Origin of the sequence: Rivularia sp. UHCC 0363 (assembly GCF_034931125.1) — a bacterium.
In the GTDB taxonomy this organism is placed as follows: domain Bacteria; phylum Cyanobacteriota; class Cyanobacteriia; order Cyanobacteriales; family Nostocaceae; genus Rivularia.
Genome location: NZ_JAYGHM010000049.1, coordinates 1 through 14,614 on the forward strand (window position 1 = coordinate 1; position 14,614 = coordinate 14,614).

The following is a 14,614-nucleotide window of genomic DNA, read 5'->3' on the forward strand; positions in this document are numbered from 1 at the left end:
AACCGCAAGCGGTGTAGCGGGAGAGCGTCACCACCCTCAATACTATTTCTTCTGCGATTTAGCTTTTTTTGGTTCAGATTCACTATCAGGCTTGAGCGCAGATTCAGCAGTAACTTGCTCAATATTAACAATCTTACCGCCCATGCGAGTTACCCGCTGCATTTCTTCGTTCATCCGGTTGTAAGGTACCGTCATAAATACGCTACCGCTACGACGAATTTGATAGTTGTTTTTATCTGTTTCGTTGTTCTGACGCAAACCTACAACTTCATAACGAAACATCCGGCTGCTAGCGCTAGAAATTCCATTAGTACCAACTGTTGTTTGTCCGTACATAAAATTACCCCCCGTTACGATTTTGGATTTTAGATTTTGGATTTTGGATTAAGTTAGGGTAGTGAGGAGTTAGTTAGGAGTGAAGAGTGAGGAATTAGGAGTTAGGAATTATTTCTCCCCATCTCCCCATCCCCTTGTCCCCTTTTCCTCCCATCTCCCTCTCTCCCCATCCTCTTCCTAAGCTGGTGTGACGCTGACTATTTTTCCACCTTGACGCAGAATTTGCTGCATCTTATCTGATAGACGTTCGTAAGGTACAACGATCGCGTAGCTGCTGCGTCTTACTTTGGGATATTTGGGGAAAATTTGACCAGTCACTTCGATGCGATAGGAACGGTCTCCGGTTCCGACTGCGTTACCTACATTTCTTCTTGGAGATACATCGTTGCTTGCACGGTAGTTCCAGTTAGTATTACTACCTGAAGGTCCAACTATTGAAGATGCGCTATTGGTTCCCAATTCCCGCGCTAAACGAGACTTGTTTCCTTCTACCTGAGCGCGATCGCTATTGGCATAACCCCGGTATAAACGGAACATCCGGTTAAACCCTACGGTTTTTTGACCCGTTTGAGTTGCAAATCCGCGATAGCAAGGTACTATATTATCGCCGAAATTTTCGCTATACTCCATCGAATCGATGTAGGAGTCTATCTCAACATCGTACCCTTGGTTATGATACAGGTCGTTATGGTAGCTCACTTCCGACTCATCGTAAGGAGCGCGACCTAATAAATGTTTGTAATTTAGTTCGATAAATCGAGTTTGGAAGTTGTTGTAGAAAAACTTGTTTTTATACAATTCCGATTTTGCCACTGTACGAACAAACTCGCGCACGCTCATGTTACCGTCACGCAAAAGTGACTCAGCACTTGTAAGTCGTTCCGCAGCCATTAAATAATCGTTGCCCAAAAGCTGCCGATATGTAGCACGAATTACGCCTTCTACATCTTCCTTCGTGGCGTTGAGACGTAGTTCTACTCGCGGTAACTCATCAAAGGCTTCCGTTCCTAGCCTGGATGCTGCTGATGTAATCGCCATTGCTATTATCCCCTTTATTTTCACACTTCTGACGAAGCGATTTTTGATATTTTTTTATCTAACTTTTTAAAAACAATGCCCGGAGACCGATACAACTGCTAGGTGATAAACCCCATCCAGCACTTGCATCCCTCTCCGGGCTGAACGCAATAATTAGCTTAAAGCGTTGATTGCATAGTCCATGTAGGTGTTTGCTTCGTTAGCAGCTTGACCGCTCAAACCGTGATTGCTTTTGATGTACTTCAAAGCTTCTACATACCAGCTAGGAGACAAGTCAAAAGAACGGTTGATTTCGTCCAAACCTGCAATCAAATACTCGTCCATAGGACCTGTACCACCAGCTACCAAACAGTAAGTTACCATTCTTAAATAGTGACCTACGTCGCGAGCGCACTTGGACTTACCGCGAGAATCAGCAGCGAACTGAGGTCCCTGCATTTGAGTGGTGTAAGGGAATTTCTGGTAAACAGCTTGAGCTGCACCATCAATTAATTGCTGAGCTTTATTGGTCAAACCACGAGCAGCTTCCATGCTAGCCCCAGCCCGATCAAAACGACCGTTAACAGCCTGTAATTCAGTGTTGCTTAAGAAACGACCTTGAGTATCGGCAGATGCAATTGCTTCGGTAATTGGTGTCTTCATGTCTTACAATCTCCTTTATGTCTTGTTCTTTTTTTTGCCGGGATACCGATTTGGCTCCGGGTTTTTCTCTTTGTGCGATTACAGATCTGTGTTACGCAACCGCAGCAGCAGCACGGTCAAAGTAACCACCCAATTCAGACATTAACTGGCTGCAATCACCCTTGGTGATTCCATTGGGGTCATTAGCCATTTTGATCGCAGTATCTTTCATTTTTTGAACACCAACTGCTACAGAAGAACCGGGAGTACCCAAAGCTTGGTAAGTTTCGCGCAAACCATTCAAGCAACGGTCATCTAATACGCTAGCGTCACCCGCAATCATAGAATAGGTCACATAACGCAAGATGATTTCCATGTCGCGTAAGCAAGCAGCCATACGACGGTTGGTGTAAGCGTTTCCACCAGGAGCAATTAACTGGGGCTGTTCTTCAAATAATGAACGAGCAGCATCGGTAACGATTTGAGAAGCATTGCTGGTGATCCGGTTTACGGTATCTAGACGCTTGTTGCCTTCTTTCACCATATTGCTCAGAGCATCTAATTGCTCGTTGCTCAAGAATTCGCCTCTAGAATCGGCTTGAGAAACTACTTTTGCGAATGCGTCTAACATCGACTTTTTCTCCTGATTGCTTAGTTTTTAAGTATGCCTTGATTAAAAATGGCAGTGTTTTATCAGCGGATGGGATATAACAGATGTTGTTTTAACTGCCTTTTTGTTTTTCTCAATTTCTTTGTTCGATAACACCGAATTAGAAATATGAGAATCTTGGCTTATTTTATGAGAAATCGACAACCTTTACAAACTGATTGTCCCTTTTAACTTTTGCCTGTTATTTACCCCTCCAAATTATGTTTATACACTGCTATCAGGGCATAATGTATTACAAAATATTAATAAATGCGATACTCCAATAATAAATACCTCAAAACCTTTACATATAAGAGTTTTGCCTTAAAAAAACAGGTTTTTTTTGTTACAAAACTTGATGTATTTCCTTATAAACATTTATTGATTTAGTTTTTAGGTTTTCTTAACTATGCCAAAACCTTATGTAGGGCAGGTATTTGAGTAGTATGATACATTTGCGACTCCTAGCGACCTACTTAATAGTTGTTAACAAAAATCGACCATTAAGTAAATGTAAAGATTTGAGAATTATTTTGCGATCGCTAAAAGGGAAAAAGCCCGAAAGACTTGCAGATAAAGGCATAGAGTAAAAAGTTCCCAGCGAACAGTTCCTCAGAGGAGGGGATGGGGAGAAAAGGAGTTAGGAGTGAGGAGTTAGGAGTTAGGAGTTAAAACTAGTGCGAGCATCTTGCTCGCTGTTTAACTACCTTGTCTAGGGCAAACGCATCTTATTTTTACAATGCTTACGGGCTAAAGGTTTCAGCCATTATTTAGTTTTGTAACTAAAATTCATAACCCTTGCGTAGCAAGGCTTACAGAATTTAGATGCGTTTGCCGTGCTACCTTGTCCCCTTGTCTCCCCGTTTCCCCATCCCCCCATCTCTTCTAAAATAAGCTTTACAGGTATATTTTTGAAATAAATGCTTTACAATTGGATACTTTTCTTTATTCAGATTAATAATTTGTTGAGTCGCAATTTTAGTACGTGATAAAAGCGACTATTTAAATGCTAGCTACGTAATAATATTGAGATAATGCCGAGAAAATAGATTATTTTAATTTAAATATTGTTATATATAGAACATTCTGCTTACACAGGATAAACCAAATTAGATGTTCAACATTTAATTATGTAAATATGCAGTTAAAATCTTGCTATCACTGGGATTATTGCTTAAACCTTAAATCAATACAATGTTTCAATATTAATTTATTTATGTAAAGATGAATTATAAAATTTATAAATTGGATTCGTATTTTCTATTTTTAACGATCGCACTTAACGTCGTCTTAAAACTTGTAATAAAGTTAAAAATACTTGAGGAAGAGGTGCAACAACTTCAACTAAATCGTTAGTTAGGGGATGTTTTAACTGAAGTTTCCAAGCGTGTAAAGCTTGTCCGGGTAAATTCACTCCTACCGAACGACCGGAACTATAAACAAAATCTCCGACAATTGGATGACCGATTTGAGAACTATGGACGCGAATTTGATGGGTACGTCCGGTTTCTAACTGAAAGTGCATTAATGTATAGTTTCCCAAACGTTCTTTTATTTGCCAATGGGTAACAGCTTCTCGTCCACCTTTTTCCACGGGAACAACTGCCATTTTTTTTCTTTCTTTAGGATGACGACCTATAGGTAAATTAATGGTACCTCTGGCTTCTTTGGTAGCACCGTAGACTACACCAAGATATTCTCTGCGTGCGGTTTTGGCTTTAAGCTGTGCTTGTAAACTGTGGTGTGCAACTTCGGTTTTGGCGATCGCGATCGCGCCTGTGGTATCTTTATCAAGTCTATGGACAATTCCGGGACGTTGAACGCCACCAATTCCCGGTAAATTGGGACAATGAGCTAAAAGTGCATTAACTAAAGTTCCATCGGGATGACCTGGTGCTGGATGAACTACTAAATCCGCTGGTTTATTTAAAATCAGTATGTGGTCATCTTCGTAAAGAATATCTAAAGGAATATCTTGCGATCGCAATTCTAAAGGTTCGGGTTGGGGTATCGTTAAAACTATAAAATCCCCTGCTTTTATGGCTACTTTCTTAGATTTACAAATTTGACCATTAACTTGAACGTTACCTTGTTCGATCAACTGTTGAATTCGCGATCGCGATAAATCGGTTTCTTTTTGAGAAAGGTAACTATCCAAACGCGAACTGTTTTGTTCCACTCTTAAAGATATTGATTGATTTGGGATCATTTGTACAAGATATATTTAGAAAGAACGAGTAGGGGAAATGACATCGGTAATCTTAGACCGATAAAAGATTAAACAAAATAAGTTAACATAAAAAATCTATAATTATCCTGATTTTGTATTTCCTAACCTGGAAATGTAAAAGGTTAGCATTTATACATTTAACAAAAATTGATCGTAACTAACGAGATAGAAAACTAATTAACCGTCGAACTAAATTTAAAACAGCAATCTTGATTTGGTTTTATTTGACTTTGCTGCAAACAGTTTATCAACTGTATACTTTATCGAAGTTTATTTTGATCGGGATATTTACAGCATTTTAAGTTAGCTACTTAAGTCATAGGAATGAGTTAAGTATTAAACGTCACCTGTTTATTGTGATCGACAACTTATGAAATTATTAAATTTACGTTATTTGGCAGTTTTTGCCAAAATATTGCTTAAAATCATGTAATATATAAAATTTTGGTGGTAAAATAAAAAACCTACGAATAATTATAACTACATTGCTTTGCTATTTTAGAAATAATTCTGCAATGGTAAAATTTCCCTATATGATTCGGCTCAAAGTTCCTTATTTTTGTTCTAGTATTTAAATTAGTGACTCCATAAGGAACGCGCAATATGTGCTAGCAACTATCTGAAAAACTAAGTTGACTGTTTCTTAGATAAGTTTGGCTTTTCTTTATTTTAGCGAAAACATTATTAATAACAACTTGAAACCGAATCCAATTGATATGCAAAATAATCAATCATCTTTACATCAATATTTTTCTTTTGATTTTGGTCTATTGGAAGACGATCAAAATGAAGAAGTATTACTTGAAGATTTAAATGATAACGATGATTCTTTCATTCATTATCAGGAATTCAACAGTCATCAAAATTTAGATGATTCCAGCTTAAACGCATCTCAACCGTATATCAATCAACAATTAGATGACAAGATATATCACAGCGGAGATAGTTTCCTAAACACAAGCGTTAATTATGATAGTGGAGAAGATTATTCGACTGTAGAAGAGAATGAAATCCATTATCTCAATTTTATTAGAAAATCTGAAATAGCAGTTTCTCAACAGAAAGCTTTAGAACCATTACGTTACAGAGACGATCGGCAAGAAGAGAATCTAAAGACTTACACCATTGTTTGTATTGATGATAGTAGAGCCGTAGTCAACGCGATCAAAATGTATTTAGATGATAAAATATTCTCTGTAATTGGCATCAATGACCCATTAAAAGCTCTAATGCAAATTGTCCGCTTAAAGCCGGATGTGATTTTGCTAGATATTAGTATGCCGACATTAGATGGATATGAATTATGTTCTCTATTGCGGAAACATTCCTCCTTGAAAGAAACCCCGGTAATTATGGTAACGGGAAGAAAAGGAATTATTAATAGAGTTAAAGCCAAAATGGTAAAAGCCTCCGATTATTTAACAAAACCCTTTCAGAAAAAAGATTTGTTGAAAGTGATGTTTAAATATATTGTGTAATAGGGAATGGGGGATAGGGGGAAAGGATAGATCGTGTAGTAAGTATTTTCACTGAAGTGCGGTTCTTTGATTGTTAAGTGTATAACAGTACTGAACTGATAAGATTATGAAACAGCTTTATGAAGAGCATTTACTCAAACTTCTGTGCGAAAGCTTCAGCGACAATTGCTAGTTACAGTGCATCTACCATTTCTCTAACATTGCTGTGCTTGTCCTCACCATTACTTGCTATTAGTACAGCAGCACAGACACCAAATAATCCCAGTCCCGAACAAGCAGCAATTGTGAGTATTAGGGGTGCAGTATCTACCTTAATAGAGGTGTTGCGGAGTGAAAATATCGAAGCTAGAGTTAATGCTGCGCGTGCATTAGGTGGAATGGGGACTCAAGCCAAAATAGCCGAACCAGCTTTAACGGTAGCGCTATACGATCGAGAACCGCGAGTGCGTTACAGTGCTGCAACTGCGATCGCAAATCTCGGTGGAGATACTAAAGATGCTTTTCCTGAGTTACTCAAAGCTTTAAAAGATGAATCGAAATGGATTCGTTTGGATGCTGCTTATGCTTTGAGCAATGTTGCGTTGAATCTGCAAGCAAAGGTTCGCGATTTATCAGTAGAAGAATTAAATCAAGCAGTTACTAACTTTGAAAACACCTTGAAAGTTATGGAAGATTCTAAGTTAGAAATTCCGGAGCAAGCTATTAAATCTATTGATGATTTGCTGGATAGTTTGAAAAGAGAGAAACAGCGGGGATAATAGGATTTTGGATTAAAGCCCTCACCCTCGAAGGGTGGGGCTACAATTACAAAGCCCACCTGCGTGGGCTAGTAAGTAGTAGGTTGGGTGAAGAAAGCGCGACCTAAGATGATTTTTGCATTTTATTGAGTAATTAAATAAAAGGGGCTTATGCAAGAACTTAAACACCAAGAACCATTAGAATTCGTTCAAAACATTTTTGAAGAAACAGGTAAATCACAAAGAGATGCTGAAAATTTAGCTAATGCATTAACTCGGTTAACAGGTGATTTATATACAGAAACTGAAAGATTTATTTTTGAACTATTACAAAATGCTGATGACTTACCTAACACGGAAGGTAAAGTAGATGTAAAATTTGTTGTTCTCAAAGAGCATTTTCTTATTTTACATAACGGACAACCTTTCGACTACGAAAATGTAGACGCAATTTCCAGTATCTCCAAAAGTACAAAATCGAATAATCCGGAACAAACGGGCTATAAAGGAATTGGATTTAAATCTGTTTTTGCTGATTCAGAGTGCGTGTATATTAATTCTGGCTCCTTCTCCTTCAAATTTGACAAACATGATAAAACACATACAAATATTGACAAGACTCCTTGGCAAATAAAGCCTATTTGGGTAGAACAAAAGAATTATCCACAGGAAATTCAACAGTATCAAGATTTTTTTTCATCTCCTGTAGCTACTGCTATTAAAGTAGGACGAGAAAAAATTGAAGAATATAAACAAAAATTACATAGACTATTTCATGACCCAAGACTAATTTTATTTTTACGGTATGTGAAAAATATTGATGTTATTGGGTTAACCAATAATTTCAATGTTGATATTCAAATTACTAAGAATAAACAAAGTGAAAAATATCAAATCATTAAGAATAGAGAAACTACCTATTGGCTAGTTAAAGACTTTGAATTTGATGTTTCGCAAGAAGTGCGAGAAAAGATGGAGGGAGATAAGAAAGTTCCAGATAAACTGAAAAAGGTTGAACGCTCTAAGCTTAGTTTTGCTGCTCAAATTAAAAATGATAAATTAGAAGCAGTAGATAAAGATAATTCAGTCTTATTCACATATCTACCAACGAACGTTAAAGAATACGGTTTTCCATTTTTAGTCAATGCTGATTTTCTTACCACAGCTAATCGGCAAGAAATTCACCATGATAACGTTTGGAACATCTTTATTTTTGAGCAAATTGGTTATCATATTTTTTCATGGATTGCCCAATTAGCTCAAAATCAGACGTATAAAAATCAAATCACAAGTCTTGTTCCATCTAAATACACTTCTTTACTCAGTGAAACTCAAGATGCATTTAATCAAGGATTTGACTTAGCTATCAAAGAGATTGCATTTCTACCTTGCGAGGATAATGATTCCAAACTGTTAATGGTTCATCAAGCTATAATTGACGAAATAGAGATTATTAAGATTTTACCTGCTGAAGAGATAAGGCAATTTTTTGACGTACAACGTCACTTTATAAGTAACTCTTTAACAAATAAAAGGAATCTCAAACAATTCAAAATTAAAGCTTTTGATACTACAGCACTCTGTAATTTTTTTGAAGATTCCCAAGAATATGAGAATCTGATTCAAAATAACCCTTTTCTAAATTTCACAGTAATTGAGCATTTAGGAAGTAAAAATGTATCGAATGAAGATTTGGTTTCTATACCTTTTATATTAGATGAGGAAGAAAATTTTATCAGTCCAGATAATTTATACTTTCAAATAGAACGTTCCGAAAAAGAATTATTAAATTTTTCAAGTTTTCATTTTATTCATCCCGATATAGACCAGTCTATTCAAAAAGATAAAAAGTTACTAAGTTGGGTAAAAGAGAATCTGAAAATTAAAGCTTTTTCTGCTGTTAAAATTATCAAGGAAAGAATTAATCAACGTAAATACAGTCCCGACGATAACAAGCAGAATTTAGATAGTTGCTTGAACTACGTAAGGTTTATTTTTAAGCATCATACAAAACTGAGTCTTGAATATCGCCAAAAGTTAAGAGATTTACAATTAATTTATCAAAAGGAAGAAAGTGAAGACTTTGTTTATACTTCTGCTGAGTCTTGTTATCTATCTAATTTTTATAAACCTCAAAATCCAGTAGAAGAAATAGCCAGTTTAATAGGAACAGATTATTTCAAACTAGTGATTTCTGATTACTGTGAAAATACAGATGATATTAATGCATGGAAAGAATTTTTTATTGCTATAGGTGTAGCTGATTCCAATGGTTTAGAAATTGTCCATAATAAAATCATTCCTATGATTGAAGACAATGAAATTGATGATAGTAATACCATTAATATCACAAGATTCATTTTTGATGTTTGGAAAACCTTTACTTTAAGTAGTGAAGATAGCGAAGTACTCAAAAAGTTACGTTTAGCAACGAATAACGGTTTACAGATAGCTAGTAATTGTAATTTATCTGATTTTTACACAAATGACGAAATAGAACTAGAAAGTGTACCGCTACTAGATATTGATTTACCTAATGTTATTACAAAAGAATATTACCGTTCGGGAGATACTCTAGCTGACTGGAGACGATTCTTTACTAACGTATTAGGAGTTGCAGATTCACAAGGAATTGAATTAATTCAAAAGAGAATACAGCAATTAGCAGATAGTCCGAACTTAGTAACTGTTCATAATGCTGTGGAAATCTGCCAACAAATATTCAAGTATTATGACTCTTTAACTAGAGATGACTTGAATAAGTTACATAAATTGAACCTGTTATTAGTGAATGGTAAGTTAGCCGCAGCAGGTGAATGTTATTTTTCTAATCACTATAACCCGAAGCTAAATCTAGAATCTTTTTATGATAATACAGATTTTGATAAATTCGTAAGTCCACTATACTGCAATAGTGATACCCCAGATAAAGAAAAGTGGAAGGAATTTTTTAAATATATTGGTGTTGAAGATGAACTGAGATTTACAATTTATAACGAATGTACTTTATCTAGTAGAAATGAAATAATTAAAAAATATTTTATAAAGGTTGGTCTGAATTTATACAAACCAACATACAAATTTCAAAATGTGATAGTTTTTCTTCATAGAGAATATCTGAGTAACTTCGATTTTGCCAAAAGGTTTTGGGAGTATGTTAACTATAACTGGAATGATTTAAATTTGGACAGAAACTCAATAGTATTAATTAACGATACACCTAAACAAGTTTATTCTCTATTTAAATTTTTAATCAATAATCATGCATTTATTCCTTGTAATGACGGAAATAGCCATTCTTCTTCCGAAGGTATATATTCTAGTAACCTTAAAAAAATTATAGATGATACTTTTCTTGTTGCTAGTTGCAATCTCAAGGAAAAAGTAGAACAATTTATTGGTTTAAAGCAACAGCTTGACTTACAAGATTGTTTAGAACTTTTAGATGATGTCGCTGAAAAATACCATCATCACAAGAGCAAAGAAGAAATTAGATTAAATCTCATTTACGAGCAACTTCTCAAATGTATTCGACAAGGTTTAGATGATGATGATAGAGAAATAATTGCTGACTGGGTAGAGACAGGAAAATTACTTGCTTGCGATGAGCAATTCTATAAAGCTTCTCAATTATACTATTTAGATATAGCAATCGGATTACCCCCAAAACGTAATGCAAATTTAATAAAGTTCCCTGATTCTAATCTCAACGGTTTTGAATTTGAAGAAATACTTACAGCTTTGGGAATTAGAAAACTTAGTTGGGATGATATACAACGAGACTTACCCACAGATACATTTGATGACATTCTTCCAAATTTAATTAAGGAAAGGGCTATTTTTATAGGTATCTTTCTTAATGGCTCGCGTCATCTTAAATCGGAAAATAGAATCAAGTCACAAGTAGACAATATTCAATTTTATAATCCCGGTAAAATAATTATTACTTGCAATAACATAAATTACAAAGAATCTATTCCTAACTACTACGATGAAGAATATAACTCCATTTATTATGTGCGAAAATGGAATAGTATTAAAAATATTAATCTCGGTGATTACCTGATTGATGCGCTTGCTTTAGATAAAGGAAAAATTTCTACTCAAGTACTATTAAGATTATTAGATGATGACATTGAAGATGTTAAAGATTATTTACTAGACAGTGGATGCAATATAGAAGGTATTCCTGATGTGTTATTACCCAAAGACGATCAAGACGATGTAGAAAAATCAATTGAAGAAACTGAGTCAATTCAAAACAATACTCGTAATATTGTATCTTCTCCTGATGGAACAGGTTCTAATATAAAGTATTGGGGTGAATGGGGAGAAAAACAAGCTAAAATCTTTTATGAACGTTTGGGTTATAACGCACAGAAGCAAGATGATTTTTTAGCTGTAGGATATGATTTTATTTGTACGGGATATGAAGGTAAAACATTGTACAGTGAAGTTAAAACTATAAGCTCTAATGAACCTATGATTAGACTCAAGCAAAGTCAATGGAAGTCTATGTGTTCAAAGGATAAAAAAGATAATTACGAACTTGTAATAGTAGTTCATGAAGGAAATTCGCTGATAGAAATCATTAGAGTAAGTAGTGCTTGGGCAACTTTAAAAAATATATTATCTCAGCTTGCACAACAATACATAACCGAAACAGAATATGAAAAACAAGTTGAAGTATTACTTGGATTTCAGCAAAATTCTGAAGGTAAGGCAAATGAAATTATTTTCAATTGGCAAAGGTTATTAAAATCTGTAGAGCATTCCCATATAAATATATATCCTCAAGGCATAGTTAATTCTGGCGGTTAAAATCAACTAGTATATTTTGTGGTGGTGTAACGAGAGCGATCCTAGTAATTTATTCCCAGGCAATTTACTAAAATTCCTGATTCAAAGTTAGCTAGAATACATCATAATTTAAAATACTTACTCCTCAAGTAATAAATTTGAAATATCTAATGTCAGACCCCTGCATCAAACAATTTTTTTTGTCTAAAATATAAAGTGAGCCGAAAAAAATCCATAACCCCATATCTTGCAATAATCGCGAAAAACAGCTTTCATATTCCAATTTAGTTTGTTAATGAGAAAATTAACTCTCGTGCAAAATGCAAGATATCAACAAAATTTTTCCAACATTCCCACAAGTTATCAACAAAAGGTGTAGAAATGAATAAATTTTTAAAACGTGTATTTTTACCTAGCTTATTAGCCACAGGTATATTTAGCGCTACTTTCGTACCAGCAAAACCTGCTGCTGCTGACGACAAATTATTAGAAGATGCAGGAATTGGTGCTGCTGCTGGTGCTGTTACTGGAATTATTACCAATAACGATTCCGTGTTTACCAACGCGATTAATGGTGCTGCTGCTGGTGCTGCTGTTAACGCTGCCAATAGCGGTAGAAGAAACAAAAGAGATCGCAACCTAGCTCAAGATGTCGGAGTTGGTGCAGCAGGTGGTACCGTAGCAGGTACAGTTACTAACCGTAAAGGAACTCTGAGTAACACTATTAATGGTGCTGCTGCGGGTGCTGCTATCAATATTTTGAGAAATAATAAGAAGTAAATAGATAATTGGACATTGGGAATAGTTGGGAGTTTATAGTTAGTAGTTTGTCTCAGTAAAAATTATCTACTCCTTCCCCTTGTCTCGCTATTAACAATGTCTGTTCATAAATTGTTAGCCTTAAATGCAGCTTATCTTTCCATAAAACTTGGCTTAACCTAACAAATAGCATAAATCAGGTATTCTACTGAATAAGGCGAATCATTTATTACAGTAGGCGCTTACCTGAGTAGAAATGACCAGACTATTTGACACTTTCTTAGCAGGGGGCTTTATGATGTTTCCTCTGCTAATTTTATCGGTTATGACTTTAGCCTACGCGATGCAACGCGGTTGGTTTTGGTTGAAGTTAGCAGTTCAGGAAAAGCAGGTAGTACAGGATGTGCTGACGGTAGCACAATACGATCTGGACGAAGCAGAAAAAATAGCAAGGGGTGCCGAAGATTTGGCAATTGGACGTTTTCTTTCCGCACCGTTAAAACTGAATAATCCAACTCCAGAAAACTTTCATTTAGCAGTACAAGCATCTGCTGACAATGAATTGGTCGATATTGGGGGAAATAATCAGCTGTTAGAAAGTGTAATTATTTTTGGGCCACTATTAGGTGTTTTAGGTACGACTGGTGGTTTAATTTCCACTATTGCGACTTCGAGAATTGGTGCAGAGGGTAGCAGTAGTAGTGAGGTTGCAAATTCTATTTTCCAAGCATTGATTAGTAGTGCAGCAGGTGTTGCGGTAGCAATTCTAGCCTTTGCTTGTATGCAATTTTTTCTCATGTTAAGCGTGCGTCGTGTAGACTATTTTTCTACAATTGGTAATCAATTAGAGTTAATTTATCTGCATATTTGGCATCAACCAGTCCAAAATGTTGCGATCGACGAATAATATGGTGCATCTGCGCTATTAAAATATCTAATCTAAATTGTATCTGTATAAATTTAATTACCACAGATATCTAATGTAGAGACGTTGCACTGCAACGTCTCTTTACGCTGGAACGATTTAATCGAGATTTCGAGTTAAGGTGAATTGGATAGAACTAATCCAATTATCATTCGTCGGGTTTTTATCAAATTTATAAGGGTGTTACAGATATTCCCATTCTATTAACCCGACTTCTTAACCCAACAAAAAAGACGTTGCATTGCAACGTCTCTACATTATTATTTATCGCAATTACAAATTAGGAAGGAGGATTTTTCAGTACAAGAACAATTGCTGCTTTACCTTCTTCTGTAGGTACAAAAGAAATATACTTGATAAATTCACCTTTCTTGACTTCATACAAAAGCTCGGAAGTCTCATTATTTTCGATTTGAGATGCTTCAAAACCTTCTGATTCTAGCTTCGTTTTAACAAGCAAAGCTAATTGTTCAGGAGTGTTTTTTGTATCTTTACCCAGTACTTTTTCGACTTCGGAAGTTGGAGCAAAATCCTTTTCTTCTGTCCAATTAAGTTGAGCGTAAAGATTGCTGAATGTTGCATCAAATGCTTGTTCAGTTTTGGGCTTTTCCTGTGGATTTTGATTACCCAATCTATAGCAATCAACTCGCTGGGGAGACAAAAGAATCATTGTACCTGATTCTTTGGCTGCAAAAAGCTGCAAAAATTGAGTTAGATTTTCTTTGGAAACTTGATAAACTTTTGTATCTGGTTCGTCAATGAGTTTTTCTACTTGGAAATCTGTATCTGCAAACTTTTTCTCGAAATAAGCTTGAACTGCATCTAACGGATCGGATGTGATTCGAGTACGTCTATCTATTTTCGCGCTTTGTAAGCCACAAAAATTAGGTTTAACGCTGATGTAATTGGGAAAATTATCAAACGGATTTACGGGACTTTGTTTTGTTGGGTTGTTTGTTTGAGGTGTTTCGTCTGGTTTTGATTCAGTTGTTTTATTGGTATCAGGTTCTGTAACTGTAGGTTCAGGTACTGTATTAGGTG

Annotated in this window: 10 protein-coding genes and 1 pseudogene; 5 read left to right on the top strand and 6 right to left on the bottom strand. The window is 35.6% G+C overall.

The annotated features are described in order from the left end of the window. Positions 1-42: 42 nt before the first annotated feature. From VB797_RS23880 to VB797_RS23900, 5 genes are all read right to left on the bottom strand, one after another. Positions 43-336, bottom strand: a complete 294-nt coding sequence (locus VB797_RS23880; RefSeq protein WP_323240238.1) for a phycobilisome linker polypeptide — start codon at positions 334-336, stop codon at positions 43-45. A gap of 177 nt (positions 337-513) precedes the next feature. Continuing rightward, the gene (locus tag VB797_RS23885; protein WP_323240239.1) at positions 514-1,374 is read right to left on the bottom strand and encodes a phycobilisome linker polypeptide; all 861 of its coding nucleotides are present in this window, start codon (positions 1,372-1,374) and stop codon (positions 514-516) included. A 153-nt stretch (positions 1,375-1,527) separates the two neighbouring features. Continuing rightward, positions 1,528-2,016 carry a phycocyanin subunit alpha gene (gene cpcA / locus VB797_RS23890; protein WP_323240240.1) on the bottom strand — a complete coding sequence of 163 codons (489 nt, stop codon included), beginning with the start codon at positions 2,014-2,016 and terminating at the stop codon, positions 1,528-1,530. Between the two features lie 91 nt (positions 2,017-2,107). Next, positions 2,108-2,626, bottom strand: a complete 519-nt coding sequence (locus VB797_RS23895; protein WP_323240241.1) for a phycocyanin subunit beta — start codon at positions 2,624-2,626, stop codon at positions 2,108-2,110. A gap of 1,297 nt (positions 2,627-3,923) precedes the next feature. Continuing rightward, positions 3,924-4,853, bottom strand: a complete 930-nt coding sequence (locus VB797_RS23900; protein ID WP_323240242.1) for an RluA family pseudouridine synthase — start codon at positions 4,851-4,853, stop codon at positions 3,924-3,926. Between the two features lie 1,133 nt (positions 4,854-5,986). Here VB797_RS23900 and VB797_RS23905 point away from each other — a divergent pair. The 5 genes and pseudogenes from VB797_RS23905 to VB797_RS23925 all read left to right on the top strand — a co-directional run. After that, a pseudogene (locus VB797_RS23905) lies at positions 5,987-6,352 on the top strand (response regulator); the annotation flags it as partial. Between the two features lie 119 nt (positions 6,353-6,471). Further along, a complete protein-coding gene (locus VB797_RS23910; RefSeq protein ID WP_323240243.1) occupies positions 6,472-7,110 on the top strand; it encodes a HEAT repeat domain-containing protein in 639 nt (212 codons plus the stop codon). Between the two features lie 150 nt (positions 7,111-7,260). After that, positions 7,261-11,910: a sacsin N-terminal ATP-binding-like domain-containing protein gene (locus VB797_RS23915; RefSeq protein ID WP_323240244.1), complete on the top strand. Its 4,650-nt coding sequence runs from the start codon at positions 7,261-7,263 to the stop codon at positions 11,908-11,910. A gap of 360 nt (positions 11,911-12,270) precedes the next feature. Further along, positions 12,271-12,669, top strand: a complete 399-nt coding sequence (locus VB797_RS23920; protein WP_323240245.1) for a hypothetical protein — start codon at positions 12,271-12,273, stop codon at positions 12,667-12,669. Positions 12,670-12,904: 235 nt separating this feature from the next. Continuing rightward, the gene (locus tag VB797_RS23925; RefSeq protein WP_323240246.1) at positions 12,905-13,555 is read left to right on the top strand and encodes a MotA/TolQ/ExbB proton channel family protein; all 651 of its coding nucleotides are present in this window, start codon (positions 12,905-12,907) and stop codon (positions 13,553-13,555) included. Positions 13,556-13,853: 298 nt separating this feature from the next. Here VB797_RS23925 and VB797_RS23930 read toward each other — a convergent pair. Further along, positions 13,854-14,614 (bottom strand): hypothetical protein (locus VB797_RS23930; RefSeq protein ID WP_323240247.1); only part of this gene is annotated, 761 nt, incomplete at its 5' end.